This is a genomic window from Streptomyces sp. NPDC033136 (genome assembly GCF_055578235.1).
The window spans coordinates 239,049-264,383 of sequence record NZ_JBVIPD010000001.1; the positions used below are offsets into that span (position 1 = coordinate 239,049).

The window sequence follows — 25,335 nt, forward strand, 5'->3', positions numbered from 1 at the left end:
CGGCCGCCCGTTTTCCGGTACTCGGCGACGCGGGCGAAGGACAGCCGGGCATGCTCCTGGAAGTGGGACTGTACGAGGCCGACCGAGGAGGCAAGCCGCCGTCGGACGTCGATGACGAACCGATCCCACAGCTTCGACGCATGCGCGTGCCACAGCACGTGGCCGGTGTAGTCATAGCAGTCGGCACACAAGGGCCTGCCGGCGGAGGGATCATCGGGACCGTGGACAGCGCCGCAGCTCCGAGGACGGTCGTGTTCGCATGTCCCACGGTCACGGCGTGGGCGGCACAGCTCCCCGGCGCGGTGCACGGGGCCGAAGGACGGGGCAGTCAGGGTGACGAAGAGCCGGGGGCGGTGGCGGACTGTGGCAGGGACGTTCTTGCCGCCGAGGAGGCCCGCGCGGACGAGGTGGAAGGTGTCGCCCGCGTGGAGGCGTGAGCACGCGGGGCAGACGGTTGCCCGGCGGTTGCGGCAGCGCACGAGAAGGCGTTCACCGGGTTCGGTGCCGGTGATCTACTCTCATTCACACGTTAGGTGACCGACTTCTAGGTAGGCGACTGTCGCATCGGGGTCATGTCCCGTGTAGTGGTGTAGCCGGGTCGGCGAACAGCGGCTGGGGCAGCTGCGGGTGGGCGAAACCGTCGGGCACCTCCGCCCGAACGGCTGCCTGGCCCCGCTCAGCTCTTCCGCTCACCCAGGACACAGAATTCGTTGCCCTCCGGGTCGAGGAGGGTCACCCAGTGCTGCTCGTCCTGCACGGTGTCGGCGCGCCGGGCACCGAGGGAGAGCAGCCGGGCGACCTCGGCCTCCTGGTCGTCGGGGCGGAAGTCGGGGTGGAGCCGGTTCTTCGACGTCTTGCCCTCGGGGACAGGCACGAAGAGCAGCCCCGGCATCTGGTCCGGCTCAGGCCGGATCTCGATGATCTCCTCGGATTCGTCGACCACTACCCAGCCGAGAGCCTCGGCCCACCAGCGCCCGAGGGCGATGGGGTCGGAGGAGTCGACGATGATCTGTTCCCATTCGAGTGCCATGGGCGTGAGCATAAACAGGGTCGGCTGGCTGCCAGGGCTGGGGGTGACTGCCGTCGAGCGCCGGTCCGGTGTGCGGATCGTGTCCCGCAGAGCGGCGTAGTAGCGCGATGTGGAAGCAGCAAGTCGCGAGAAGTGATCGCTGCTACACCACTCCAGGGGACACCACGCGCATCGCAGGCACCTGAATGTGTCCGTCCGTATTCAGATGTCCCCGGCCGCCCTGTCACTGCTACTGACAGCTCTGGCCGCGATCGGCGGCAGCGCCTGGGGGGTCATGCAGCGCTGACTACAGCGCTGCGCTTGCGGCCAGTAGTACATGGTGTCAGCGCGGGCCGGAACCAAGCTGCGGTTCCGGCCCGTCGCTTCGCAGTAGTAGTACTTGCCGCGAGTCGTTGACTCCAGCGCTTCAGGCTCAGTCGGCGATCGGCAGGTACACCCGATTGCCTGCCTCGGCGAACTCCTTCGACTTCTGGAGCATCCCCTCAGCGATCTCCTCGGACGAGGCTCCCTCCGCCGCCGCACCACCGAACCGCTCTGTGATGCTTTGGCTAATCTTCATGCTGCAGAACTTGGGGCCGCACATCGAGCAGAAGTGAGCCGTCTTGGCGGGCTCCGCCGGCAGGGTCTCGTCGTGGAACTCCCGTGCCGTGTCCGGGTCGAGGGCCAGATTGAACTGGTCCTCCCACCGGAACTCGAAGCGGGCATCGGACAGCGCGTCGTCCCACTCCTGCGCGCCCGGGTGTCCCTTGGCGAGGTCGGCCGCATGGGCGGCGATCTTGTAGGTGATGACGCCCGTCTTGACGTCGTCGCGGTTCGGCAGGCCCAAGTGCTCCTTGGGCGTGACATAGCACAGCATCGCCGTGCCCCACCAGGCGATCATCGCGGCGCCGATGCCGGAGGTGATGTGGTCGTACGCCGGCGCGACGTCCGTGGTCAGCGGGCCGAGCGTATAGAACGGAGCTTCATCGCAGATCTCCTGCTGAAGGTCGATGTTCTCCTTGATCTTGTGCATCGGGACATGGCCCGGGCCCTCGATCATGGTCTGTACGTTGAAACGCTTCGCGATCCGGTTGAGTTCCCCCAGCGTCCTCAACTCAGCGAACTGCGCCTCGTCGTTGGCGTCCGCGATCGAGCCGGGCCGGAGGCCGTCGCCGAGCGAGTACGTGACGTCGTACGCGGCGAGGATCTCGCAGAGCTCCTCGAAGTTCTCGTACAGGAACGACTCCTTGTGGTGCGCGAGGCACCAGGCCGCCATGATCGAGCCGCCGCGCGAGACGATGCCGGTCTTGCGGTTCGCCGTGAGCGGCACGTACGCCAGGCGCACGCCCGCGTGGACCGTCATGTAGTCCACGCCCTGCTCGGCCTGCTCAATGACCGTGTCCTTGTAGATCTCCCAGGTCAGCTCCTCAGCCCGGCCGTCGACCTTCTCCAGGGCCTGGTAGAGCGGCACGGTACCGATGGGGACAGGGGAGTTGCGCAGGACCCACTCGCGCGTGGTGTGGATGTTGCGGCCGGTGGACAGGTCCATGACCGTGTCGGCACCCCAGCGGGTCGCCCAGGTCATCTTCTCGACCTCCTCCTCGATGGAGGACGTCACGGCCGAGTTGCCGATGTTGGCGTTGACCTTCACCAGGAACCGCTTGCCGATGATCATCGGCTCGATCTCCGGGTGGTTGACGTTGGCCGGCAGCACCGCCCGGCCGGCCGCGATCTCGTCCCGCACCACCTCGGGCGAAACGTTCTCCCGGATGGCCACGTACTCCATCTCGGGCGTGATCTCGCCGCGGCGGGCGTACGCGAGCTGCGTGACCGCCTTTCCGTCCCTGCTGCGGCGCGGCTGGCGCGGGCGCCCGGGGAAGACGGCGTCGAGGTTGCGGAGGCCGCCGCGGGGCGAGGTGTGCTTGATGCCGTCGTCCTCGGGGCGGACAGGGCGGCCCGCGTACTCCTCGGTGTCGCCGCGGGCGATGATCCAGTTCTCGCGCAGCGGCGACAGGCCCCTGCGCACATCGGTCTCGACGAGCGGATCGGTGTACGGGCCAGACGTGTCGTAGAGCGTGACCGACTGCCCGTTGGTGAGGTGCACCTGACGGACAGGCACGCGCAGATCGGGGCGGGTGCCCTCGACATACGCCTTGTGCCAGCCGATGGACTTCCCGGCCTCCTCGGACTGTCCGTCCTCAACGAAGGCAGGCGTGCGTGCGTCCTTGTTGGTCATGAGACCTACTCCCTACGCCGGCATTACCCGGTAACAGGTTCGGCGGTCGACGCAGCGGTATCCGTCTGCCGATGTTCCGTGTGAAACATCACTCGACTTCGGTGATGTTTCATGTGAAACATCGCTGGAACGGAGGTCAGCGCCCTCTCAGCCCGGTGCTCCGAGCTCCCGCGTGTACAAAAGGTGCCTCCACGCTAGCGGCAATTCTGGCGCGGTGAACAGAGGGCCCCCCTCGTTCTTGCGATGATCGGTCGGTGACCACGATGCAGCGCCCCCCTTACCCACCGCCCGACCCTCCCCGGGGATCCGGCGCCTCAAGCGGCAACGGCCATGGCGACGGCCATGACTTCGCCGCCGGGGCCGGGCACGGGCCTGCCCGGGGGCAGGGGCCGGCGCAGAGGCATGGGCAGGGCCCGCGTTCCGGAGGGCCGGGCTCTGGCTCCGCAGGACAGGGCCCGGGTACCGGAGGAGAGGGCTTCGGCTCTGGAGGCGGTCACGGCCCCGGGCAAGGCGGCGGGCCCGGTTCCGGGCACGGCGGCGATGACGGGAACGGGCCTGGACACGGTCCCGGCTCCGCGCCGGACGGCGGGCACGGGCACAGCCACAGCCACAGCCACGGCCCGGCCGCCCCCGTCTCCGTGCATCTGCGCAAGGTCATCGCGGCGGTCCTGATCCCGTTCGCCGCGGCCGTACTGGTCGGTCTCACCGTGCTGTGGCCGGGCGGCGCCCCGCCGCACGAGCGCAGCGGCGTCGGCTTCGACCGGCAGACCGAGCAGGCCACGGTCACCAAGGTCGTCGAGGTGAGCTGCCAGCAGGCCGGGGCTTCGGGCGTCCCGCCGACCGGCGACACCTCCACCGCCGAGGGCTCCTCCGCGGTGCAGCAGGAGAACGGCACCTGTAAGCGGGCGACGATCCGGGTCGACAGCGGCGATGACAAGGGCCGCACGTTCACCGAGATCGTCCAGCCGGACCAGTCCCGCCAGTTGCACGAGGGGCAGGAGGTCGTGGTCGCCTACGAGCCCTCCGCGCCGACGGATCTGCAGTACTCGGTCACCGACGTCAACCGCCGCCTGCCCCTGACACTGCTCGCCGGCATCTTCGCAGTCGCCGTCGTGGTCGTCGGGCGGCTGCGGGGGGTCATGGCCCTGGTCTCGCTGGCCATAAGCTTCCTGGTGCTGAACTTCTTCATCCTGCCCGCGATCCTGCAGGGCTCGAACCCGCTGGTCGTGGCGGTGGTGGGCGCGAGCGCCATCATGCTCATCGCCCTGTATCTGTGTCACGGCCTGTCCGCCCGGACCTCCGTGGCGGTGCTCGGCACCCTCATCTCGCTGTTGCTGATCGGCGTGCTCGGCTCGCTGTTCATCGACTGGGCCGCGCTGACCGGTAACACCGACGACAACACCGGGCTGATCCACGGCCTCTATCCGACGATCGACATGAGCGGTCTGCTGCTCGCCGGCGTCATCATCGGTTCGCTGGGCGTGCTCGACGACGTGACGGTCACCCAGACGTCGGCGGTCTGGGAGCTGCACGAGGCCAATCCGTCGATGGGCTGGCGCGGGCTCTACCGCGCGGGTATCCGGATCGGCCGCGACCACATCGCCTCGGTCGTCAACACGCTCGTCCTCGCCTACGCGGGCGCGGCGCTGCCGCTGCTGCTGCTGTTCTCCATCGCACAGAGCAGTGTGGGGACGGTCGCCAACAGCGAGCTGGTCGCGGAGGAGATCGTGCGCACGCTGGTCGGGTCGATCGGCCTGGTCGCCTCGGTGCCGGTCACCACCGCCCTGGCGGCGCTGGTGGTCTCGGCCGACCGCTCGGGAGCGGAGCCGGCTGTGGAGGCCGCAGCGGTCCCGGCACGTGGGGGAAGGGGGCGGCGCCGCAAGCGCTGACGTCCCACCCGAAGGTCCAGCCGAAGCGGAAGCTGCCTGCCCCGCCGTAGGAAGAAGCGATCCTGCACAGCACGGCAGCCCCGGTGAAGCGTTACTCCACCGTGCCGCCCGGTCGTTGTCTCACCCGGCGCCCTGTTCCGCCAGGATGCGGTCCAGGGCCTCGTCGAGGTGGGCGTCGAAGTCGGCGAGCGAGCCCTCCTGCCCCAGCGGCACCAACTTGTCGGTGCGGTCGAGGAAGGCGACGAGCGGTGCCGTCGAAGACCGGAACAACGCCTGGTCGCTGCCCACCTGAAGCCTGATCAACACCTCGCCGAGCGCGTCCGGTTCGACGGGTGTGACCCGCACATCACCCTCCCCGCACGGCCGGCCGACGCCGTCGACCAGCAACTCCCGCCCGAAAGCCCACGTCACCGGGGCATCACCCGGCAAATGGAACGTCAGCCGGACGGCATAGGGATCACTGGTCTCATAGCGCAGCTCCACCGGAATGCGGAACGAGAGCTCCTCGGACACGAGAAAGCTCATCATGACCTCTGCCTGTACGGACTCGCGCATCGCTAACCCCGTCATTCGCCGTCGACTGGCCGGGTACGAACCTCTGACACTGGGAGGAATCTTGCTGAACGTACACAGCAGATCACAAGGAGTGAGTTTTCACATAGTGATAGAGAGCGCCAGCGAGCCGACCATCCGCCCGATCTCGGCCTGCAACTGCCGGGCCGCGGGCAGCAGCCGGCCCTCCTGGTGGGCGGGCAGGGAGATGGCGATCGTGGCGGCCGTGGTGCCGAGCGTGAGCGGGATCGCCGCACAGACCGCGCCCAGGGCGTACTCCTGACGTTCGGTCACCGGTTCCATCCGCCGCATCCGCTCCAGCCGCCTCAGCAGGCTGTGATTGTCCCGGACCGTGTACGGCGTGAGGGGCTGCACCGGATAGCGGTCGAGGTGGTCGCGGCGGGCATCCTCGTCCAGCTGGGACAGCAGGCACTGCCCGACGGCGTGCGCGTGCCCGGTCTCCCGGAAGTCGGCCCACTCCTCGACCGCCGGGGTGCCCGGGGTGTCGGAGACGCACATGACCTCGATCTCGCCCTCGCGGTACACCGCGTAGTACACGGGCACGCCGAGCGTGTCCCGCCACTGTGCGAGCGCGTCGACGACCGTGCTGCGACGTTTCTGCCGCGCCCCGCTGCTGCCCAGCCGCTCGGCCGCCTCACCCAGGAAGAACAGGCCCTTGTCCCGGCACAGATAGCCCTCGTGCACGAGGGTGCGCAGCAGGTGGTACGTCGTGGGCAGGGCCAGCCCGGTCTCGCGGGCCAGTTGCTTGGCGGGGGCGCCGTACTCGTGCGCGGCTACGGCCTCCAGCAGGCGCATCGCGCGCTGCACGGATCCGATGAGGGTCGCCGGAGGCGGGGGCGTCGCAGGAGGCGGCGGCTCGGCGAGCGTCGCCGAGCGGGGTTGCGCGGGGACGGTGCGCAGGTGAACGGGTGCGGTGTGAGCCGGGACCAAGGGGGCACTCCCGAAGCGCGAGGGGGGGCAGACCGTGCGGAAGAGCACGGGTGAGGGGTGTACGCCGCTCGCGGGGAATGTCCCCGCGTCGGGTTCCGGACTCTATTCGCCTGCCACCGCGTGCAGACCGCCCCGCCGGGAAACTTCCCTCGCCCGAGGGAACCGGTGATTCCAGGCGTTTCCCGCTACCCCCACCGGTTCCCCACCCGTCTCACCAGTCGCCGCGGGACGAGGAACTCGAGGTGAACTTCCGTACGACGTAGATCAGTCCGCCGACGAGGGCCACGAAGAGCAGCACCTTGAAGAGCAGTCCGATGACAAAGCCGACCACACTGGCGATCAGCCCGCCGAACACGAACAGGGCGATGACCGGCACCGCGACCCACTTCACCCACCACGGCAGTCCCGCGAAGATCTCTCGCATCGCCCTCGTCCTTACCTCTCCGCCCGTTCGAGTGCCGGGTCCTGTCGGTCTTCTGGATCTCTGACGTCCTGCACTCGATGCTAGGTCCGGGAGGGGGGCCGGCGGGGGCCTCACGCCCCTTGTCTCCCCCTGACCCGACCCCTAGGGAACCCCGAGACGGTCCGTCACCTCTCGGGCGGAGAGAAGACCACCAGGACCCTCAGGTCCTCGGTGATGTGATGGAACTTGTGAGCGACGCCGGCCGGCACGTAGATCACGCTGCCGCGCGCCACCTGGGTCGTCTCCAGGCCGACCGTGATCGCGGCACGGCCGCTCACCACGAAGTAGACCTCGTCCTGATTGTGCGGCTTCTGTGGATCCTGGTCGCCCGCATCGAGGGCGTACAGGCCGACCGACATGTTCTGCTCACGCAGAAACTGCAGGTAGGCGCCCTCGTTGGCGGCGCGCTCCGCCTCCAGTTCGTCCAGCCGGAATGCCTTCATCGCCTTGTCCGCCCCTGCCTCTTGTGCCTGTGTCCGATCAGGTCTGCCACGATCAGACACATGATGAATTTCGTAGTCAAGACGATCGCCAACGCGGGTGCCCTGGCGGTGGCCGTATGGCTGCTCGACAAGATCACCCTGACCGGTGACAGCACGGGCAAGCAGATCGGCACACTGATTATCGTCGCGCTGCTCTTCGGTCTGGTGAACTTCCTGGTCAAGCCAGTCGTCAAGCTCCTCAGCCTGCCGCTGCTGATACTGACGCTCGGCCTGTTCACCCTGGTCGTCAACGCGCTGATGCTGCTGCTCACCTCGTGGCTGGCCGACACGCTCGACCTGAGCTTCCATGTGGAGGGCTTCTGGACGGCCGTCCTGGGCGGTTTGATCATCTCGGTCGTCTCGTGGGCGCTGAACGTCGTCCTGCCGGACAGGGACTGAGCGGACATGACGTATCGCGTCTGCTTCGTCTGCACGGGCAACATCTGCCGCTCCCCGATGGCCGAGATCGTCTTCCGCGCGCGGGTGGCGGAGGCGGGGCTCGACGGCATGGTGGAGGTCGACAGCGCCGGCACGGGCGGCTGGCACGAGGGTGACGGCGCCGACCCGCGCACGGTCGCCGTCCTGGAGGAGAACGGGTACGCCGGCGCCCACACGGCCCGGCAGTTCCAGCCCTCGTGGTTCTCCCGCCTCGACCTGGTGATCGCCCTCGACTCCGGCCACCTCGGGGCGCTGCGCCGCCTCGCGCCGACGGAGCAGGACGAGCGGAAGGTGCGGCTGCTGCGCTCGTACGACCCCGCCGCCGGTGACGCCCTCGACGTGCCGGACCCGTACTACGGGGGCCCGGAGGGCTTCGAGGAGTGTCTTGAGATGGTGGAGGCGGCGAGCGCCGGTCTGCTCGCGGCAGTGCGCGAGGACATGGAGGGGCGGGCGGCATGAGCGAATCCGCGACGGGCGGCGCGGGCGGAGTGACGGGCGGCGGCCGGGGGCCGGGCGGCGCGGACCAGGCGGCCGTGGGTCCCGGTGACGGCACGCGCGCGGTGCGGGCCGGTCTGCCCGATCCGGTCAAGCACGAGCCCACCCTGCCCGGACCGGTGTTCGCCGCCCATTTCCACCTCCCGGGCGACCCGACCGGCCCCTACACCTACGGCCGCGACGAGAACCCGACGTGGACGCTGCTGGAGCGCGCCGTGGGCGAGCTGGAGGCGCCCGGCCAGGACGCTGTGGAGGCTCTCGTCTTCGCCTCGGGCATGGCCGCGATCTCGGCGGTGCTCTTCTCCCAGCTGCGGGCCGGTGACGTGTGCGTCCTGCCCGACGACGGCTACCAGGCACTGCCCCTGGTACGGGCCCAGCTGGAGGCGTACGGCATCGAGGTGCGCACCGCGCCGACCGGCGGTGACGCCCAGCTCGACGTCCTCGACGGCGCGAAACTGCTGTGGATCGAGACCCCGTCGAACCCCGGGCTCGACGTGTGCGACATCAGGCGGCTCGCGGAGGCGGCACACGCGCGTGGCGCCCTGGTGGCCGTCGACAACACCCTCGCGACCCCCCTCGGCCAGCGTCCGCTGCAGCTCGGCGCCGACTTCGCGGTGGCCAGCGGCACCAAGCAGCTCACCGGCCACGGCGACGTCCTCCTTGGCTATGTCGTCGGCCGTGACCCCGAGGCGATGGCCGTCGTACGGCGCTGGCGCAAGATCGTCGGTGCGATTCCCGGGCCCATGGAAGCCTGGATCGCGCACCGTTCGATCGCGACGCTCCAGATGCGGGTCGACCGGCAGTGCTCGACGGCCCTGGCTGTCGCCGAGGCGCTGCGCGAGCGGCCCGAGGTGACCGGACTGCGCTACCCCGGCCTCCCCGACGACCCCTCGCACAAGATCGCCTCGCAGCAGATGCGGCGCTACGGTTGTGTGGTGTCGTTCACCCTGCCCACACGCGCACGTGCCGACCGTTTCCTCGACGCGCTGCGGCTCGTGGACGACGCGACGAGTTTTGGAGGGGTGCGGTCCACGGCCGAACGGCGCGGACGCTGGGGCGGGGACGCGGTGCCGGAGGGCTTCATCCGCCTGTCCGTCGGCGCCGAGGACCCGGAGGACCTGGTGGCGGACGTGCAGCGTGCGCTGGACGCGTCGGCGGTCTGATCCCCACGGACGGTCCGAGCCTCCCCCCTCGTGGCTCGGACCGTCCCCCGGTTCCGCGGGCAAGAACCGCGCGACCAAGGCTAGTTGACTCTCTGTCAGTGTCCAATCACGGTAGCGACAGAGACCTATCGACATATTTATAGTTGAACGCGTCCGGGGCCGGAGCGGGGCCGAAGAGGGGAGTGCACGGTGGATCTGGCCTTGCTGCGGACCTTCGTGACCGTGCACCGGGCCGGTTCCTTCACACGTGCCGCCGCCCTGCTCGGTCTCTCCCAGCCGGCCGTCACCTCGCAGATACGGACGCTGGAACGGCAACTGGGCCGTCCCCTGTTCCTGCGGCAGGCCCGCGGCGTGACCCCGACCAGCATCGGCGATGAGCTCGCCCACAAGGCCGCCCCGCATCTCGACGCCCTGGTGGAGATCACCGAGACCGGCCTCGACGACGACTCCTCCCTACGGACACTGCACCTCGCCGGACCTCCGGAGTTCACCGCCGAACGAGCCCTGCCCGCCCTCACGGAGCTGACCGGCGAGGACGGCCAGGGCTTCGCTCTGCGTGCCTCCTTCGGGAACGCCGAGGAAACCCTGGAAGGGCTTGCCGCCGGGCATCACGATCTGGCCATCACCACGGCCCGGCCACGCGGCGCCCTGCTCACGGCGACTGCGCTCTGCGACGAGGAGCACGTCCTGGTCGCCGCCCCGCGTTGGGCCGAACAGCTCGGCGCCGGGCAGCCGGGCCGCAAGCCGGAACCGGCCCTGGAGCAGGTGCCCGTGGTGGAGGTACACGAGTCGTTGCCCTTCGTCTCCCGCTACTGGGCCTCTGTCTTCGACTCACGCCCGGCCGCCCCGGGCACGGTCGTCGTCCCCGACCTGCGAGCGGTCCTGGCGTGTGCGGTCGCGGGTGCGGGTCTGGCGGTACTGCCGCGCTATCTGTGCGCGGCGGTGCTGGAGCGGGGTGACATCGTCGCCCTGCACGAGCCGGCGGTGCCGCCGCTTCGGACGTACTTCCTGGTGGTCCGCACCGGGACCCTCGCGATGCCGCATATCGCGCGGGCGCACGAGTGGTTGCAGAGGGCAGCGGGCGCCTGGTGCTGAGGCGCGCGGGACAGTAGCTCACTCCAGGAGTCCGGCCGGTCACATTTCGCGATGTTTCACGTGGAACCAGCCGGGCCACATTTCCCCCATGACCGTCCGACCCGTGGTCAAGCGCACCGCCCGCGCCGTTCTGCTGGACGGTGACGACCTGATCCTGATCAAGCGCACCAAGCCGGGCATGGATCCCTACTGGCTCACACCTGGCGGCGGGGTCGAGCCCGACGACCCGACGGTCGTCGACGCCCTGCACCGAGAGGTGCACGAGGAACTCGGCGCGAAGATCACCGACGTGGTGCCCTGCTTCGTGGACACCGTGGAGCACATCGGGGACGACGGCGGCGCGACCGGCGTCAAGGTACAGCACTTCTTCGTGTGCCACCTGGAGTCCATGGACCCTTCCCTCCGCCACGGCCCCGAGGTGGACGAGCCCGTCGGCGAGTACGAGATCGTGCGCGTGCCCTTCACCCGAGTCGGAATCGCCTCGGTCCATCTCGTTCCGCTGTCGCTGCGGCACTACCTGGACGGCAACATCGAGGGCGTACGCGCCATGCACGCGCCTGATCTGAGCTGAGACGGCTGATCAGTTCTCGGCCGCGACCAGTTCCTCGACGGAGTCGTGCCGTATGCGGTTCGACGGGATGCCTACATCCCTCAGGACGTCCACACCGCTGCGGATCATCCCGGGCGGGCCCGCGAGATAGGCGTCGAACTCGTTCCAGGGCCCGAAGGCGCGTATCGCGTCCGGAAGCTGCTGGTGAGCCTGCTGGTCGATGATCGCGCGGACCGACAGCCAGGGGTGCGTCTGCTGGAGGCGGAGCATGGTGTCGATGTCATACAGGTCGTGATCGGTGCGGGCACCGTAGAAGACCTCGACCGAACGGCGTTCTCCGTGCTCGGCGACGTCCTCGACCAGGGCCTTGATGGGCGCTATGCCGGTGCCGCCGCCCAGGCAGAGCAAACCGCTGTCGGTGCTGTGGTCCACAGTCATGGAACCAGCGGGCGGACCGAGCCGGATGATGTCGCCGGGGCGGGCGCGGTGCACCAGCGCGTTGGAGACCCAGCCCGCCGGGACGGCCTTCACGTGGAACGACAGCAGACCGTCGGAGCGGGGGGCCGAGGCGAAGGAGTAGTGCCGCCATATCCGGGGCCACCAGGGGGTCTCCAAGCTCGTGTACTGCCCGGCGAGGAAGGGATACGGCTGGTCGGGGCGGACGGTGACGACCGCGACGTCCGGCGTTCTGAGGTCGTGCGTGACGATCTCGGCGTACCACCAGGCCGGGGCGCGCCGTTCGTCCGCGGCCGCCGCGTCGATCATGATCTGGGAGATCGTGGTGTACGCCCGAACCCAGGCCGCCTCCATCTCCTCGTTCCAGACGCCGGCGGCGTACTTGCTCAGCGCGCCGATGAGGCATTCACCGACGGCCGGGTAGTGCTCGGCCCGCGTTCCGTACTTCCGGTGCCCCCGTCCCAGGTTCTGCAGGTAGCCGACGAGGACGTCGGTGTTGTCGATGTGCTCGGCGGCCGTGAGCAGGGCCCTGAGCAGCCGGTCCCGCTGGGTGTCCATCGCGGCCGGGAACAGCGACCGCAGGTCGGGGTGGCGCACGAAGAGCAGGGCGTAGAAGTACGACGTGACCTTGTCGGCCACGGGTTCGACCTCGGCCATGGTGCGGCGGATGAGGAGTGCGTCCGGGGACGCCTCCTCGGCCGGGGCGGAGACGGCTGGGCCCGGAGACGGTGCCGGGGCGTACCGCTGTGCGGGAACGCGCGGTCCGGAGGGAGCGGTAGGAGTGGAGGTGAAGGGCGCCGGGGTGAGCATGGTGGGGACGGGCCCCGGCGAGGCCGAGGCGAAGCTCGCGAGCGCGGGATCCGGGGCGTGCCGTGCGACGGTGGAGGCGGGCGTCGGTATCACGCCCGGGGATTCGCGCTCCTGGCCCGGCGCACCCGTGCTCGTGCTGTCTGGCATCGAGGCGGACCGCGCCGCTGTGCCGTCGGGCGGCGTTTCGGGATCGGCTGCGCGCCGGCCCACCGGGCGTATCGTGGCCGGTCGACGCCCTTCCGCCGTCCAGGCCTCGCTGCCGGGCTCCGTCGTCGGCGTCTTGCGGGGTGTGAACCAGCCGCCCCCGCCGCCAGAAGTGCCGTCGTCGGCCGACGTGGTGGTCGGAGCGTCCATGGTGTGCCTCGCCTCGAGCATCTTTCGGTCGGTCTGCGCACTTCCCCGGTCGGAAGGTGCCTGCTTTCCCCCGTGGACGGTCTGCGTTCCCATCCTTGTCGCGGCCGATGCGGCCACATTCAACCCGTACTCCGGTTCCGTACGGACAAGTAAGGCGAGAGTGTGACATTGGCCGCAGTAACTCGTACCGAGCTTTCCACTCGCCTGGACGGTTCCGTCGCATCACCGGAAACGCAGGTCTTCGATCTCTCCGTCCCGTTAGGCTGCGTTGCCCTGCACTCGGCCCACACGGGACGGGTCACCTCGTCCCTGACGCGAACCGGAGTCGACCCTACCGGCCGCCGCAGTGTCCACAAGCCCCCTTCCCTCGTCACGAACGCGGGCGCGACACGAACCATGAGGTACGTCAACTACCGGACAGGGCGCCCACATTCGACGTCTCAATCCCCTGCATCTGCCGTTCTTACGTGTTTCACGTGAAACAACCACACGTGTCCGCGTGCTGTGCGTGCGGCGACAACTGGCCAAAAGCTCTTGTGTCTGCGCCGAAAGAGGTGGACGTCAAGGGCCTTCGTCGGACAGCCTGACCTGCGTGCCGACTCCTTCCCTTGCCTCTCTGCCCATTCGCCGTCTGACGCTACGCGATCTCACCGCCTGCGCCGACTTGTCCGAGGACCGGGGGTGGCCACGGGAAGAGCACAAGTGGGGGTTCCTCCTCACGGCCGGGAAGGGCTACGGCATCGACGACCCCGGCGGAGGCCTCGTGAGCGCCTGCGTCATCACCGAGTACGGGCCGCAGGAGCACCCCTCCCTTGCCGCGATCGGCATGGTCCTGGTCGCCGGACGGCACGCCAGGCAGGGCGTGGGACGCCGGCTGATGCGCCACGTCGTCTCCGCGATGGGCACCACGCCCCTCGCCCTGCACGCGACGCCGTTCGGCCGTCCCCTCTACGAAGAGCTCGGCTTCAAGGTCACCGGGCGGGCGGAAATGGTGCTCGGCCACTTCACTCCGGGCGGACCGGATCCGAAGGTCGCGACCCGGGCCGCGACCGCCGAGGACCTTGCTGCGATCCTCCGCCTCGACGAGCAGACGTTCGGTACCGACCGCACACACATCGTCACCCGACTGCCCGCCTTCGCGGACCAGCTACGCGTGGCCGAGGAGGACGGACAGGTCATCGGGTACGCGGCCGCTTGGCCCAACATGGACACCCATGTCGTCGGCCCGCTCATCGCGCGCGACACGTCGGTGGCCCAGGCGCTCATCGCCTCCCTCGCCTCCCACACCGACCGTCCCCTGCGCACCGACATCGACGTGCGGCACGAGGAGCTCCTCGCCTGGGTGAAGGAACACGGCCTGGCGTCCATCGCCTTCAACTCGGTGATGACGTACGGGATCCCCGAGCTGCCCGGAGACTGGAGCCGGCGGTTCGCACCGGTCACAGTCGCGGCAGGCTGAGCCATCCGACAGGACGACGCCGGCCCTGGAGATCGGGGAACCGGCGTCGCCCGCTTTGAAGGAAGATCGGGTCGGCCCGATCGCTCAGTGGTGGACAGCGGCCCGCTGCGCCGCGGTGGCGGACCCCGTGACGACGGTGCTGGGGGAACCGGCACGGCGCTCCAGAGCGGCCGAGAGGAGGGCCAGGACGAGAGTTCCGGCCGCGAGGGCGGAACCGACCCAGTTGGGAGCGGTGTAGCCGAGGCCTGCCGCGATCACGAGGCCGCCGAACCAGGCGGACAGGGCGTTGCCGAGGTTGAAGGCGCCGATGCTCACGGCGGAAGCCAGGGTCGGGGCGCCGTGCGCCTGGTCGAGGACCCGCTTCTGGAGCGGCGGCACAGTGGCGAAGCCCAGGGCACCGATCAGTGCGATGGTGACCGCCGAGAGCAGCTTGTCGTGCGCGGTGAGAGCGAACAGCGCCAGTACGACGGCCAGGGCGCCCAGTGAGACGTAGAGCATCAGCATCAGGACACGGTCTGCGAACCTGCCGCCCACGAGGTTGCCGCCGACCATGCTGAGGCCGAAGAGGACCAGCAGCCAGGTGACGGAGCCTTCGGCGAAGCCGGTGACATCGGTCATCATCGGTGCGATGTAGGTGATGGCCGCGAAGACACCGCCGAAGCCGAGGACGGTCATCGCAAGGGCGAGCAGCACCTGCACGTTCTTGAAGGCTGCCAGCTCGTGCCGCAGGCGCAAGCTCTCCTCCCTGGGTATGTCGGGGACGAGCCGGGCGATGCCGACGAGGCCCACGAGGCCGAGGGCGGCGACGATCGCGAAGGTAGCCCGCCAGCCGACGGAGTGTCCGACGAGCGTGCTCAGCGGGACGCCGACGACGTTGGCGATGGTCAGCCCGGTAAACATCATCGCGATGGCCCCGGCCTTCTTGTCAGGCGCGACCAGGTCGGCGGCCACGACTGAGCCGATGCCGAAGAAAGCGCCATGGGCCGGGAGGGCGACGATCCGGCCGATCAGCATCACGGCGAAGGCCGGGGCGAGTGCCGAGAGCAGGTTGCCGACGATGAACAGGCCCATCAGCAGCATCAGCATCCGCTTGCGGGAGACCTTGGTGCCGAGCATGGTCATCACCGGGGCACCGAACATGACACCGAGCGCGTAGCCGGTGACCAGGTATCCGGCAGTGGGGATGGAGACTCCGTAGTCGCCCGCCACCTCGGGCAGCAAGCCCATGATCACGAACTCTGTCGTTCCGATTCCGAAGGCCCCGATCGCGAGAGCCAGAAGCGCGAGAGGCATGGAAGGGCTGCCTTCCAGAGGATTGCAGGAGCACATTACGTGCGTGCACAATTGTTGCATGCACGGGCTACATGCATCCGCCGTCTATTGCACGACTGCTCTATCCTGGGTGTCAGCCGCTCCGGGACAGAGGAAACGCCAATGACAGCGACGGACCCCGAGCTCACCGCCCTCGCCCAGGGCTGGTGCGCCCTCTCCCTGCTGCACGGGAGGATCGAGGCCCACATCGAGCGGGCCCTGCAGGCCAAGCACGACCTCAGCGCGCGGGAGTACTCCCTGCTCGACGTGCTCAGCCGACAGCACGACGGGGACGGAGGCCACCTGCAGATGAAGCAGGTCGCCGACGCGGTCGTCCTCAGCCAGAGCGCCACCACCCGCCTGGTCACCCGGCTGGAGGACCGCGGGCTCCTGGAGCGCTACCTGTGCCCCACCGACCGCCGGGGCATCTACACCAACGTCACCGAGGCCGGCCTGGAACTGCTGGAAGCGGCACGGCCCACCAACGACGCCGCCCTGCGCGAGGCATTGGACGAGGCGGCGAAGAACCCGGAGCTGACCCAACTGGTCCGGGTCGTGGAGACGCTGAAGGCCCTGCTGCCCGCCTAGGACGCCCTACGCGGGCCGCTCCTGCGTAGGGTCTGTCCATGGGAGATCTTGAGATACGTGCCGCCGTCGCCGACGACGTCCCGGCGATCGTCGCCATGCTCGCCGACGACCCGCTGGGCGCGCAGCGCGAGTCACCGGACGACCTCGCTCCGTACCTGACCGCGCTGGAACGACTCAGCGCCGATCCGAACCAGCGCCTGGTCGTGGCGGTCCGCGAGGGCCGCGTCGTCGGCACGCTGCAGCTCACGCTCGTCCCCGGGCTGTCCCGACGCGGAGCGACCAGGTCGATCATCGAAGGCGTTCGCATCCATGCGGAGGAACGCGGCAGCGGCCTCGGGACACAGCTCATCGAGTGGGCGATCGCCGAATCACGGGAGCAGAGCTGCCAGTTGGTCCAGCTGACCTCCGACAGGACGCGCGCCGACGCCCACCGCTTCTACGAACGGCTCGGCTTCACGGCCTCCCACACGGGCTTCAAGCTCCAGCTCTGACCGACATACGGGTGTGCCCGTGTTTCACGTGAAACACGGGCACACTCTCAGGTCACCGCTCAGCCGATCCCACGCCAGCCCTTGGGGTCGACCCCACCCGGCACGGGAGCCCCTTCGTCGTACGGCTGACGCGTGAACACGAACGAGCCCAGGTCCAGATGGCTCACGGACCCGTCAGGCCGCCGTACGGCCTCCAGCAGCTCTCCGGCGTAGTAGCCCTCCAGCCCGGTCCAGGTACCATCCCCGTTCGGGCGGAACCGTGAGCGGCGACCGTTGCCGGACAGCGGCTCCAACGAGGCGAGCCCGTCGACGGTGAGCCGCAGGGCGAAAGCGTATGTCCCCCAGTACCACTGGCCCGTCAGCTCGAGCATCGACGGCTCCACCTCACGCATCGGCACCCACGGGGCGGGGATGCGCGGCTCCGCCTCAGCGACGATGCGCAAAAGATCGGCGGCGACCCCGGACACCAAGGGCCCTGAGGTGCAGTTGGCCAGGACGACCGCCGCCACGTCGTCCTCCACGCTGATACTCACACTTGCCAGGAAGCCCGGCAGGGAACCGCTGTGCCCCACGAGCAGCCGACCGTACCGGCTCTGGATCTGCAGGCCGAGGCCGTAGGTGTCTCCCGACATCACGTCCGCGGCTTCCGCCGGCGCCGCCGGGGTCCGCATCTCCCGCAAGGACTCGGCACTCAACACCTTCTCGTCGCCCTTCACCAGGAAGGACGCGAACCGGGCAAGGTCCCCCGTGGTCGACCAGAGTTGGCCGGCGGCTGCCATACGGCCGAGGTCTTCGGCCGGCTCGGGCAGCAGCACGTCGGCCCAGGGATGCACGGCCCAGCCGCCCGCGTACGGTGCCTGCGGCCGTGCGCTCGTCCGGTCGAGCGCCAGAGGTTCGAGCACTTCACGCCGTAGCGCCTCCTCCCAGGAGGTCCCCCGCACCTCCTCCACGAGCGCGCCCAGCAAGGTGTAGCCGGGGTTGGAGTAGTGGTGCCGTCGGCCGACGGGGTGCAGAAGAGGCTGCTCGCCGAGGACATCGGACAGTTCCGGGCGTAGGGATCCCGATGTGCGCTCCCACCACGGCCCGCGTGACTCGGCCGCCAGCCCGCCCGTGTGGGCGAGCAGTTCGGCGATCGTGGCCTCCCCCGCGCCGGTGCCCGGCACGTACTTCTCCAGTGGATCCCCTAGCCCGAGCAGTCCCTCGTCCCGCAGGCGCATCACGAGGACGGCGGTGAAGGTCTTGGTGATCGAGCCGATGCGGTACTGGACGTGCTCGTTCGGCGCATGCCCATCCACCGAGGTCCGGGCACCGTGCCACACGGCACGTCCGTCCCGGACAACGGCCGCGACCAGCGACGGTGCCCGCCCCTGCGACTGTGCCACGGCGATCCGGTGCAGCAGCGCACGACGCGTTGCGGGAAGCAGCTCTTTCTGAGGTGTCGTCATGGCCCAAGTCCACCTGGACCTGCCCCGCGAGTCGACCTCATTTCGCCGACGGCACCGGATCAGGTCTGCGCCATGTCCACGAACCGCGAGTAGTGGCCCTGGAAGGCGACTGTGATCGTCGCCGTAGGGCCGTTTCGGTGCTTGGCGACGATCAGATCGGCCTCGCCCGCACGCGGCGACTCCTTCTCATAGGCGTCTTCGCGGTGCAGCAGGATGACCATGTCGGCGTCCTGCTCGATGGAGCCGGACTCACGCAGGTCGGACACCATCGGCTTCTTGTCCGTGCGCTGCTCGGGGCCACGGTTCAGCTGGGATAGCGCGATGACCGGGATCTCCAGCTCCTTGGCCAGCAACTTGAGGTTACGGGACATGTCCGAGACCTCCTGCTGACGGCTCTCGGCCCGCTTGGACCCACCGGACTGCATCAGCTGGAGGTAGTCGATGACGACCAGCCGGAGGTCGTTGCGCTGCTTGAGGCGGCGGCACTTGGCGCGGATCTCCATCATCGACAGGTTCGGGGAGTCGTCGATGTAGAGCGGGGCTGCCGAGACATCCGGCATCCGCCGGGCCAGACGCGTCCAGTCCTCGTCCGTCATCGTGCCGGACCGCATGTGGTGCAGGGCGACCCGGGCCTCGGCGGACAGCAGACGCATCGCGATCTCGTTGCGCCCCATCTCGAGCGAGAAGATCACGCTCGGCAGGTTGTTCTTGATCGAACAGGCCCGCGCGAAGTCCAGTGCGAGCGTCGACTTACCCATGGCGGGACGCGCGGCGATGACGATCATCTGCCCCGGGTGCAGGCCGTTGGTGAGCGAGTCGAAGTCCGTGAACCCCGTGGGCACACCGGTCATCTCACCGCTGCGCGATCCGATCGCCTCGATCTCGTCGAGCGCGCCCTCCATGATGTCGCCGAGCGGGAGGTAGTCCTCGCTGGTGCGCTGCTCGGTGACGGCGTAGACCTCGGCCTGGGCGCGGTTGACGATCTCGTCGACGTCGTCATCGGCCGCGTATCCCATTTGCGTGATCCGCGTACCCGCCTCGACCAGGCGGCGCAGGACCGCTCGCTCGTGGACGATCTCCGCGTAGTAGGCGGCGTTGGCCGCTGTGGGCACCGTCTGGACGAGAGTGTGCAGATACGAGGCCCCGCCGACCTTGTTGATCTCGCCGCGCTTGGTGAGCTCGGCGGCGATCGTGATGGGGTCAGCCGGTTCACCCTTGGCGTAGACGTCAAGAACGGCCTGGTAGATCGTCTCGTGGGCCGGTTTGTAGAAGTCGTGGCCCTTGAGGATCTCGACCACGTCGGCGATGGCGTCCTTGGACAACAGCATGCCGCCGAGGACGGACTGCTCGGCGTCGATGTCCTGCGGCGGGACGCGCTCGAACGACGAGCCCGAGCCGCCGTCCCACGCCCCGCTGTCCCTGCCGCGTTCATGCTGCTCGTCGCGGCTCCGGGCTCCGTCGCCACGTCGGCGGGAGGCGGGCAGACGATCACTGGGCCCGCTGTCGGCCCACGGGTCGTCCAAGGGCTCGGAAATGCTCACCGAGCCACCTCCTCCCGTCCGCCGCAGCAGACCTCACCGTGCCTCTCTGTTCTACGGCACGGCACTGACAAATGAGAGGCCCAACTCCGGTCGGTGGGAGCCGGTTTTGTGGCGTTTTGAAAACCGGCGGACGGAGCGGGCGCCGGACCACCGTAGGCCTCTCGGCACCGTCAGCCAATCTGGTTATCCACAGGCCATGTGGACGACCGCCCAGATGCTGTGGAGAACTCCGCCAAACCTGTGCACGACCCGGTGGACAGTCCTGTGAACAAGCAGTCAGTCCAGCCAGGGAAGCAACTCTGACCTGCCATTTTGCCGTCCACCGGCTGTGCAGAAGAAAAACTTTCCCCAGCGGCCCAAGATCGCTTCGAATGATGCACAGCAGTGCGCACGACGAGACAGAAAGTAAGGGTTGCATAGGCTTTGCATCTCTTACCTGTGGACGATTAGATTGGTGCACATGACACAGGCCCCCGTGCGCCGCCGACCCGGCCGAAGACAGCACGACCGAGAGATCGTCGCACTGGCAGTCCCGGCCTTCGGCGCCCTCGTCGCCGAGCCTCTCTTCCTCATGGCCGACACCGCCATCGTCGGCCATCTGGGCACGGCCCAACTCGCCGGTCTCGGCGTCGCGTCGGCGCTGCTGATGACAGCCGTCAGCGTCTTCGTCTTTCTCGCCTACGCCACGACGGCGGCAGTCGCCCGCCGAGTCGGTGCGGGTGACCTCCAATCAGCCATCCGCCAGGGCATGGACGGCATTTGGCTGGCACTGCTCCTCGGCGCCGCCGTCGTCGCCGTGTCCCTGCCGACCGCGCCCCACCTCGTGGACCTCTTCGGCGCCTCGGACGCGGCAGCGCCCTATGCCACCACGTACCTGCGCATCTCCGTGCTCGGCATACCGGCCATGCTCGTCGTCCTCGCAGCCACCGGTGTCCTGCGCGGCCTGCAGGACACCAGGACCCCGCTCTACGTGGCAATCGCCGGCTTCGTCGCCAACGGCGCCCTCAACGCGGGGCTCGTCTACGGCGCCGGCTTGGGGATCGCCGGTTCCGCCTGGGGCACCGTCATCGCTCAGTGCGGCATGGCCGCGGTCTACCTCGTGGTGGTTCTGCGGGGCGCGCGCAAGCACGGCGCCTCACTGCGCCCCGATGTCGCCGGGATCAAGGCTTCTGCACACGCCGGTGTGCCCCTGCTGGTCCGCACCCTTTCCCTGCGGGCGGTCTTGATGATCGCCACGGCGATCGCCGCCCGGCTCGGGGACGCCGACATCGCCGCCCATCAGATCATCCTGTCCCTGTGGAGTCTGCTGGCCTTCGCCCTCGACGCGATCGCCATCGCCGGGCAGGCCATCATCGGGCGCTACCTCGGAGCCGGCGACATACAAGGCGCCCGGGACGTGTGCCGTCGCATGGTGGAGTGGGGGATTGCTGTCGGGATCGTCCTCGGCGTGCTGGTAGTCATCAGCCGACCGGCAATCCCTCCGTTGTTCTCCAGCGACCCGGCGGTCAAGGACGTGGCACTGCCCGCTCTGATCATCGTCGCCCTCTGCCAGCCGATCTCCGGCATCGTCTTCGTCCTGGACGGAGTCCTGATGGGTGCCGGCGACGGCCCTTACCTGGCCTGGGCGATGCTGCTCACACTGGCGGTCTTCACTCCGGTCGCCCTGCTGGTTCCCGTGCTGGGGGGCGGGCTCACCGCCCTATGGGCCACGATGACGCTGATGATGACCGTGCGAATGCTGACCCTGTGGCTTCGCACCCGCTCGGGCCGCTGGCTCGTGACAGGCGCGACCCGCTGATCGTCTGACCGTTTCACGTGAAACGGCGGCTGTTTCACGTGAAACAAGTGCTCCACAGAACGCACCGTTTCACGTGAAACACGGCCTCCGCGCACCAACACGACGACAGCCTCCACCTCAGACACAACGATGGGGCCGCGCCCCGAAGGGCACGACCCCATCGCTCACTACTTCAGCGAGCCCAGGACTCAGGCCGCGACGACCTCGATGTTGACCTTGGCGGCAACTTCGGGGTGCAGACGCACAGACGTCTCGTGAGCGCCCAGCGTCTTGATCGGCGAGCCCAGCTCGATGCGGCGCTTGTCGACCTCGGGGCCACCGGAAGCCTTGATCGCGGAAGCGATGTCGGCCGGAGTGACGGAGCCGAAGAGACGACCGGCGTCACCGGAGCGGACGGCCAGGCGGACCTTGACGCCCTCAAGCTGGGCCTTCACCTGGTTGGCCTGCTCGATGGTCTGGATCTCGTGGATCTTGCGAGCACGACGGATCTGCTCGACGTCCTTCTCGCCACCCTTGGTCCAGCGAATAGCGAACTTCCGCGGGATCAGGTAGTTGCGAGCGTAACCGTCCTTGACGTCGACGACGTCGCCCGCGGCACCGAGGCCGGAGACCTCGTGGGTGAGGATGATCTTCATGTGTCGGTCACCCTTCCCTTATCGCGCGGTGGAGGTGTAGGGCAGCAGCGCCATCTCACGGCTGTTCTTGACGGCCGTGGCGACGTCACGCTGGTGCTGCGTGCAGTTGCCGGTCACGCGGCGGGCACGGATCTTGCCGCGGTCGGAAATGAACTTCCGCAGCATGTTCGTGTCCTTGTAGTCCACGTACGTGACCTTGTCCTTGCAGAAAGCGCAGACCTTCTTCTTCGGCTTGCGCACAGGCGGCTTCGCCATGGTGTATCTCCTGTGTGATCAAGAAGTGTGGGTGCGAACCCGCCCTAGAAGGGGGGCTCGTCCGAGTAGCCGCCGCCACCGCCGCCGGAGTTTCCACCCCAGCCGCTGCCACCGCCCTGGTTGCCACCAGCGGGAGCGCTGGTCGCCCACGGGTCGTCAGCGGGAGCACCGCCGCCCTGCTGGCCGCCACCGGGGCCGCCGCCCCAGCCGCTGCCACCCTGGGCGCCACCGCCACCGCCACCGCTGCCGTAGCCGCCCTGGCCACCGCGGCCGCTGGTCTTGGTGACCTTGGCCGTGGCGTTGCGCAGGCTGGCGCCGACTTCCTCGACGTCCAGCTCGTAGACCGTGCGCTTGACGCCCTCACGGTCCTCATAGGACCGCTGCTTCAGTCGGCCCTGCACGATGACGCGCATGCCTCGCTGGAGCGACTCGGCGACGTTCTCCGCCGCCTGACGCCAGACCGAGCAGGTCAGGAACAGGCTCTCGCCGTCCTTCCACTCGTTCGTCTGGCGGTCGAAGGTGCGGGGAGTGGACGCGACACGGAACTTCGCGACGGCCGCACCGGAGGGGGTGAAGCGCAGCTCGGGGTCGTCGACAAGATTGCCGACCACCGTGATGACGGTCTCGCCTGCCATGGGGGAACCTCTCGGCGGGTTTGCTCTGGCTGCTTGCTACTCGAATCCCGGGATCAGCTGAGCGTGGAGGCTCAGTGCATCTCGGGACGGAGGACCTTGGTCCGGAGGACCGACTCGTTCAGGTTCATCTGGCGGTCGAGCTCCTTGACGACCGCAGGCTCGGCCTGCAGGTCGATGACCGAGTAGATGCCCTCGGGCTTCTTCTTGATCTCGTACGCGAGACGACGACGACCCCAGGTGTCGACCTTCTCGACCTTTCCGCCGCCGTCACGGACGACAGAGAGGAAGTTCTCGATCAGCGGGGAGACAGCGCGCTCCTCGACGTCGGGGTCGAGGATGACCATCACCTCGTAGTGACGCATGTGGAACCCACCTCCTTTGGACTCAGCGGCCACGGTCGTTCCGTGGCAGGAGGGTTGTGATGCGTAGGCAACGATATCGGCCACCACTGACAATCGGGGTTCTGTGGAGAAGCCCTTGCCGTGACATGGGCAGACACCGGTGCGGAGGGTACAGACTACCCGCACAGCGGCTTGCGGTTGAAATCCGGTCGCCAGGGCAGCCAATCTGTACACATCGGGTGTGTATGGCGCTACGATGCGCCGACTTTCGCAGGAGGTGCCCTATGGCACAGGCATTGCGACCCAACTCCGCCGGCGGCCTCTTTGCCACGGACGGCAAGCCCCACCCCCTTCAGGACACGCTGCTCGCTGTGACCCTGGTGCTGGGCATCACGTCGTTCCTCACCGCGATCATCGACGAGGACCTGCACCTGCTCAGCTCCTGGGCCGGCCTGGTGGGCATCCTCACCGGCGCGTACGGCCAGTGGATCTCGGAGACGACCCGTGAGCGCTTCGGCCTGATCCTGGGCCTAGGCGCCTCAGGCGTCGGCTTCTTCCTGGGCATGGCCCACGGCGGTCTCATCGGCTGACGCCAAGGCACTCCCCTTTCTGAACACCGCGTGACGCCCCGGCCGCCCTCGGGCCGGGGCTCAGGTCGCGTACGCCCAACCGGCGCGCTCCCACGGCGCAGTAGGCTTCGCGCGAGAGCCGGAGCCCCTGAACCCATGGGGACACACCAGCCCGAGGAGCGCCCCGAATGAGCCTGACCCTGAGGACCATCAGCCGAGAGCAGCATCTGGCTTACATCCAGAGCCTGCCGTCGGCGAGCCACATGCAGGTCCCGGCCTGGGCTGACGTCAAGGCGGAGTGGCGCTCCGAGAACCTCGGCTGGTTCGACGACCGGACGGGCGAGCTGGTCGGTGTCGGTCTGGTCCTCTACCGGCAGTTGCCCAAGATCAAGCGTTACCTCGCCTACCTGCCCGAGGGCCCGGTCATCAACTGGTTCTCTCCGAATCTGCAGGAGTGGATCGAGCCGATGCTGGCGCACCTGAAGCAGCAGGGCGCCTTCTCCGTGAAGATGGGCCCGCCGGTGATCATCCGCCGCTGGGAGGCCGCCTCCATCAAGCAGGGCATCCAGAACCCGGACGTCAAGCGCCTGCGTGACATCGAGGCCGACCACATCGAGCCGCGAGCCTTCGAAGTGGCCGACAAGCTGCGCCGCATGGGCTGGCAGCAGGGCGAGGACGGCGGCGCCGGCTTCGGTGACGTCCAGCCGCGCTACGTCTACCAGGTGCCGCTGGCGAACCGTTCCCTGGAAGAAGTCCACAAGAACTTCAACCAGCTGTGGCGCCGCAACATCAAAAAGGCCGAGAAGGCGGGTGTCGAGGTCGTCCAGGGCGGCTATCAGGACCTCGAGGAGTGGCAGCGGCTGTACGAGATCACGGCCGTGCGCGACCACTTCCGGCCGCGCCCGCTGTCGTACTTCCAGCGCATGTGGACGGCCCTCAACACCGAGGACCCCAACCGCATGCGGCTGTACTTCGCCCGGCACAACGGCGTGAACCTGTCGGCGGCGACGATGCTGATCGTCGGCGGGCACGTCTGGTACTCCTACGGCGCCTCCGACAACATCGGTCGTGAGGTCCGGCCCTCGAACGCGATGCAGTGGCGGATGCTGCGCGACGCGTACGCCCTCGGCGCCACCGTCTACGACCTGCGTGGTATCTCCGACTCGCTGGACGAGACCGACCACCTCTTCGGTCTGATCCAGTTCAAGGTGGGCACGGGCGGCCAGGCCGCCGAGTACCTCGGCGAGTGGGACTTCCCGCTGAACAAGCTGCTGCACAAGGCGCTCGACATGTATATGTCGCGCCGCTGATGTCACGTTCAGTG

At 68.5% G+C, this 25,335-nt stretch carries 26 protein-coding genes and 1 pseudogene; 12 read left to right on the plus strand and 15 right to left on the minus strand.

Annotated features, from left to right (window positions below; all coding sequences use genetic code 11):
• Positions 1-71 precede the first annotated feature (71 nt).
• The 3 genes and pseudogenes from ACZ5TL_RS01135 to thiC all read right to left on the minus strand — a co-directional run.
• Positions 72-479, minus strand: a pseudogene (locus ACZ5TL_RS01135) (replication initiator); the annotation flags it as partial.
• Between the two features lie 197 nt (positions 480-676).
• Entirely contained in the window at positions 677-1,030 is a 354-nt protein-coding gene (locus ACZ5TL_RS01140) for a VOC family protein (protein ID WP_261680111.1), read from the minus strand.
• 412 nt (positions 1,031-1,442) lie between these two features.
• The gene (thiC, locus tag ACZ5TL_RS01145) at positions 1,443-3,245 is read right to left on the minus strand and encodes a phosphomethylpyrimidine synthase ThiC (RefSeq protein ID WP_468586370.1); all 1,803 of its coding nucleotides are present in this window, start codon (positions 3,243-3,245) and stop codon (positions 1,443-1,445) included.
• Between the two features lie 254 nt (positions 3,246-3,499).
• Here thiC and ACZ5TL_RS01150 point away from each other — a divergent pair, with 254 nt between their 5' ends.
• Positions 3,500-5,134: a YibE/F family protein gene (locus ACZ5TL_RS01150; RefSeq protein ID WP_468586372.1), complete on the plus strand. Its 1,635-nt coding sequence runs from the start codon at positions 3,500-3,502 to the stop codon at positions 5,132-5,134.
• Between the two features lie 120 nt (positions 5,135-5,254).
• Here ACZ5TL_RS01150 and ACZ5TL_RS01155 read toward each other — a convergent pair whose 3' ends face one another.
• The 4 genes from ACZ5TL_RS01155 to ACZ5TL_RS01170 form a co-directional block, all read right to left on the minus strand.
• Positions 5,255-5,689: an SsgA family sporulation/cell division regulator gene (locus tag ACZ5TL_RS01155; protein ID WP_468586374.1), complete on the minus strand. Its 435-nt coding sequence runs from the start codon at positions 5,687-5,689 to the stop codon at positions 5,255-5,257.
• Between the two features lie 99 nt (positions 5,690-5,788).
• Entirely contained in the window at positions 5,789-6,502 is a 714-nt protein-coding gene (locus ACZ5TL_RS01160) for an IclR family transcriptional regulator (RefSeq protein ID WP_468587062.1), read from the minus strand.
• 346 nt (positions 6,503-6,848) lie between these two features.
• Positions 6,849-7,061 carry a DUF5326 family protein gene (locus ACZ5TL_RS01165; protein ID WP_468586375.1) on the minus strand — a complete coding sequence of 71 codons (213 nt, stop codon included), beginning with the start codon at positions 7,059-7,061 and terminating at the stop codon, positions 6,849-6,851.
• Positions 7,062-7,225: 164 nt separating this feature from the next.
• Positions 7,226-7,543 (minus strand): cupin domain-containing protein, encoded by a 318-nt coding sequence (locus tag ACZ5TL_RS01170; RefSeq protein WP_059414731.1) that lies wholly within the window; start codon positions 7,541-7,543, stop codon positions 7,226-7,228.
• 60 nt (positions 7,544-7,603) lie between these two features.
• On the opposite strand from ACZ5TL_RS01170, the gene ACZ5TL_RS01175 reads away from it, so the two are divergent.
• The 5 genes from ACZ5TL_RS01175 (at position 7,604) to ACZ5TL_RS01195 (ending at position 11,344) form a co-directional block, all read left to right on the plus strand.
• A complete protein-coding gene (locus ACZ5TL_RS01175; protein WP_468586378.1) occupies positions 7,604-7,981 on the plus strand; it encodes a phage holin family protein in 378 nt (125 codons plus the stop codon).
• Between the two features lie 6 nt (positions 7,982-7,987).
• Positions 7,988-8,479: a low molecular weight protein-tyrosine-phosphatase gene (locus ACZ5TL_RS01180; protein ID WP_468586380.1), complete on the plus strand. Its 492-nt coding sequence runs from the start codon at positions 7,988-7,990 to the stop codon at positions 8,477-8,479.
• Positions 8,476-9,678 carry a cystathionine gamma-lyase gene (locus ACZ5TL_RS01185; RefSeq protein WP_468586382.1) on the plus strand — a complete coding sequence of 401 codons (1,203 nt, stop codon included), beginning with the start codon at positions 8,476-8,478 and terminating at the stop codon, positions 9,676-9,678. Before ACZ5TL_RS01180 ends, ACZ5TL_RS01185 begins: the two co-directional genes overlap by 4 nt.
• Positions 9,679-9,867: 189 nt before the next feature.
• A complete protein-coding gene (locus ACZ5TL_RS01190; RefSeq protein ID WP_468586384.1) occupies positions 9,868-10,773 on the plus strand; it encodes a LysR family transcriptional regulator in 906 nt (301 codons plus the stop codon).
• Between the two features lie 88 nt (positions 10,774-10,861).
• Positions 10,862-11,344, plus strand: a complete 483-nt coding sequence (locus ACZ5TL_RS01195; protein WP_468586386.1) for an NUDIX domain-containing protein — start codon at positions 10,862-10,864, stop codon at positions 11,342-11,344.
• A 9-nt stretch (positions 11,345-11,353) separates the two neighbouring features.
• Here ACZ5TL_RS01195 and ACZ5TL_RS01200 read toward each other — a convergent pair whose 3' ends face one another.
• The gene (locus ACZ5TL_RS01200; RefSeq protein WP_468586388.1) at positions 11,354-12,943 is read right to left on the minus strand and encodes a globin domain-containing protein; all 1,590 of its coding nucleotides are present in this window, start codon (positions 12,941-12,943) and stop codon (positions 11,354-11,356) included.
• 592 nt (positions 12,944-13,535) lie between these two features.
• Here ACZ5TL_RS01200 and ACZ5TL_RS01205 point away from each other — a divergent pair.
• Positions 13,536-14,402 (plus strand): GNAT family N-acetyltransferase, encoded by an 867-nt coding sequence (locus ACZ5TL_RS01205; protein ID WP_468586390.1) that lies wholly within the window; start codon positions 13,536-13,538, stop codon positions 14,400-14,402.
• 84 nt (positions 14,403-14,486) lie between these two features.
• Here the strand turns inward: ACZ5TL_RS01205 and ACZ5TL_RS01210 are convergent, their stop codons facing one another.
• Entirely contained in the window at positions 14,487-15,695 is a 1,209-nt protein-coding gene (locus tag ACZ5TL_RS01210) for an MFS transporter (protein ID WP_468586392.1), read from the minus strand.
• A gap of 141 nt (positions 15,696-15,836) precedes the next feature.
• Here ACZ5TL_RS01210 and ACZ5TL_RS01215 point away from each other — a divergent pair, with 141 nt between their 5' ends.
• Together ACZ5TL_RS01215 and ACZ5TL_RS01220 are read left to right on the plus strand one after the other, a co-directional pair.
• Positions 15,837-16,301, plus strand: coding sequence for a MarR family winged helix-turn-helix transcriptional regulator (locus ACZ5TL_RS01215; RefSeq protein ID WP_468586394.1), 465 nt, complete (start codon positions 15,837-15,839; stop codon positions 16,299-16,301).
• Positions 16,302-16,339: 38 nt separating this feature from the next.
• Positions 16,340-16,792, plus strand: coding sequence for a GNAT family N-acetyltransferase (locus ACZ5TL_RS01220; protein ID WP_468586395.1), 453 nt, complete (start codon positions 16,340-16,342; stop codon positions 16,790-16,792).
• A gap of 59 nt (positions 16,793-16,851) precedes the next feature.
• On the opposite strand, the gene ACZ5TL_RS01225 is transcribed toward ACZ5TL_RS01220, so the two are convergent.
• Positions 16,852-18,237, minus strand: coding sequence for a serine hydrolase domain-containing protein (locus tag ACZ5TL_RS01225; protein ID WP_468586396.1), 1,386 nt, complete (start codon positions 18,235-18,237; stop codon positions 16,852-16,854).
• 59 nt (positions 18,238-18,296) lie between these two features.
• A complete protein-coding gene (gene dnaB, locus ACZ5TL_RS01230; protein ID WP_468586398.1) occupies positions 18,297-19,778 on the minus strand; it encodes a replicative DNA helicase in 1,482 nt (493 codons plus the stop codon).
• Between the two features lie 460 nt (positions 19,779-20,238).
• Between dnaB and ACZ5TL_RS01235 the strand changes: the two genes are divergently transcribed.
• Positions 20,239-21,576, plus strand: a complete 1,338-nt coding sequence (locus ACZ5TL_RS01235) for an MATE family efflux transporter (protein ID WP_468586400.1) — start codon at positions 20,239-20,241, stop codon at positions 21,574-21,576.
• Between the two features lie 188 nt (positions 21,577-21,764).
• On the opposite strand, the gene rplI is transcribed toward ACZ5TL_RS01235, so the two are convergent.
• From rplI to rpsF, 4 genes are all read right to left on the minus strand, one after another.
• On the minus strand, positions 21,765-22,211 hold the full coding sequence (rplI, locus tag ACZ5TL_RS01240; protein ID WP_010032778.1) for a 50S ribosomal protein L9: 447 nt from the start codon (positions 22,209-22,211) through the stop codon (positions 21,765-21,767).
• 18 nt (positions 22,212-22,229) lie between these two features.
• Entirely contained in the window at positions 22,230-22,466 is a 237-nt protein-coding gene (gene rpsR, locus ACZ5TL_RS01245) for a 30S ribosomal protein S18 (RefSeq protein ID WP_003949403.1), read from the minus strand.
• 44 nt (positions 22,467-22,510) lie between these two features.
• A complete protein-coding gene (locus ACZ5TL_RS01250) occupies positions 22,511-23,101 on the minus strand; it encodes a single-stranded DNA-binding protein (RefSeq protein WP_468586403.1) in 591 nt (196 codons plus the stop codon).
• A gap of 71 nt (positions 23,102-23,172) precedes the next feature.
• On the minus strand, positions 23,173-23,463 hold the full coding sequence (gene rpsF / locus ACZ5TL_RS01255) for a 30S ribosomal protein S6 (protein WP_030237450.1): 291 nt from the start codon (positions 23,461-23,463) through the stop codon (positions 23,173-23,175).
• 263 nt (positions 23,464-23,726) lie between these two features.
• On the opposite strand from rpsF, the gene ACZ5TL_RS01260 reads away from it, so the two are divergent.
• Positions 23,727-24,032, plus strand: coding sequence for a hypothetical protein (locus ACZ5TL_RS01260; RefSeq protein WP_468586405.1), 306 nt, complete (start codon positions 23,727-23,729; stop codon positions 24,030-24,032).
• A gap of 167 nt (positions 24,033-24,199) precedes the next feature.
• Positions 24,200-25,321, plus strand: coding sequence for a peptidoglycan bridge formation glycyltransferase FemX (femX, locus tag ACZ5TL_RS01265; protein WP_468586407.1), 1,122 nt, complete (start codon positions 24,200-24,202; stop codon positions 25,319-25,321).
• Positions 25,322-25,335: the final 14 nt, after the last annotated feature.

Bases quoted from the DNA above. Each gene is read 5' to 3' on its own strand.
- ACZ5TL_RS01140 (WP_261680111.1), bottom strand. From the start codon at position 1,030: ATGGCACTCGAATGGGAACAGATCATCGTCGACTCCTCCGACCCCATC.
- thiC (WP_468586370.1), bottom strand. From the start codon at position 3,245: ATGACCAACAAGGACGCACGCACGCCTGCCTTCGTTGAGGACGGACAG.
- ACZ5TL_RS01155 (WP_468586374.1), bottom strand. From the start codon at position 5,689: ATGCGCGAGTCCGTACAGGCAGAGGTCATGATGAGCTTTCTCGTGTCC.
- ACZ5TL_RS01160 (WP_468587062.1), bottom strand. From the start codon at position 6,502: ATGCGCCTGCTGGAGGCCGTAGCCGCGCACGAGTACGGCGCCCCCGCC.
- ACZ5TL_RS01165 (WP_468586375.1), bottom strand. From the start codon at position 7,061: ATGCGAGAGATCTTCGCGGGACTGCCGTGGTGGGTGAAGTGGGTCGCG.
- ACZ5TL_RS01170 (WP_059414731.1), bottom strand. From the start codon at position 7,543: ATGAAGGCATTCCGGCTGGACGAACTGGAGGCGGAGCGCGCCGCCAAC.
- ACZ5TL_RS01175 (WP_468586378.1), top strand. From the start codon at position 7,604: ATGATGAATTTCGTAGTCAAGACGATCGCCAACGCGGGTGCCCTGGCG.
- ACZ5TL_RS01180 (WP_468586380.1), top strand. From the start codon at position 7,988: ATGACGTATCGCGTCTGCTTCGTCTGCACGGGCAACATCTGCCGCTCC.
- ACZ5TL_RS01185 (WP_468586382.1), top strand. From the start codon at position 8,476: ATGAGCGAATCCGCGACGGGCGGCGCGGGCGGAGTGACGGGCGGCGGC.
- ACZ5TL_RS01195 (WP_468586386.1), top strand. From the start codon at position 10,862: ATGACCGTCCGACCCGTGGTCAAGCGCACCGCCCGCGCCGTTCTGCTG.
- ACZ5TL_RS01200 (WP_468586388.1), bottom strand. From the start codon at position 12,943: ATGGACGCTCCGACCACCACGTCGGCCGACGACGGCACTTCTGGCGGC.
- ACZ5TL_RS01210 (WP_468586392.1), bottom strand. From the start codon at position 15,695: ATGCCTCTCGCGCTTCTGGCTCTCGCGATCGGGGCCTTCGGAATCGGA.
- ACZ5TL_RS01215 (WP_468586394.1), top strand. From the start codon at position 15,837: ATGACAGCGACGGACCCCGAGCTCACCGCCCTCGCCCAGGGCTGGTGC.
- ACZ5TL_RS01220 (WP_468586395.1), top strand. From the start codon at position 16,340: ATGGGAGATCTTGAGATACGTGCCGCCGTCGCCGACGACGTCCCGGCG.
- ACZ5TL_RS01225 (WP_468586396.1), bottom strand. From the start codon at position 18,237: ATGACGACACCTCAGAAAGAGCTGCTTCCCGCAACGCGTCGTGCGCTG.
- ACZ5TL_RS01235 (WP_468586400.1), top strand. From the start codon at position 20,239: ATGACACAGGCCCCCGTGCGCCGCCGACCCGGCCGAAGACAGCACGAC.
- rplI (WP_010032778.1), bottom strand. From the start codon at position 22,211: ATGAAGATCATCCTCACCCACGAGGTCTCCGGCCTCGGTGCCGCGGGC.
- rpsR (WP_003949403.1), bottom strand. From the start codon at position 22,466: ATGGCGAAGCCGCCTGTGCGCAAGCCGAAGAAGAAGGTCTGCGCTTTC.
- ACZ5TL_RS01250 (WP_468586403.1), bottom strand. From the start codon at position 23,101: ATGGCAGGCGAGACCGTCATCACGGTGGTCGGCAATCTTGTCGACGAC.
- rpsF (WP_030237450.1), bottom strand. From the start codon at position 23,463: ATGCGTCACTACGAGGTGATGGTCATCCTCGACCCCGACGTCGAGGAG.
- ACZ5TL_RS01260 (WP_468586405.1), top strand. From the start codon at position 23,727: ATGGCACAGGCATTGCGACCCAACTCCGCCGGCGGCCTCTTTGCCACG.
- femX (WP_468586407.1), top strand. From the start codon at position 24,200: ATGAGCCTGACCCTGAGGACCATCAGCCGAGAGCAGCATCTGGCTTAC.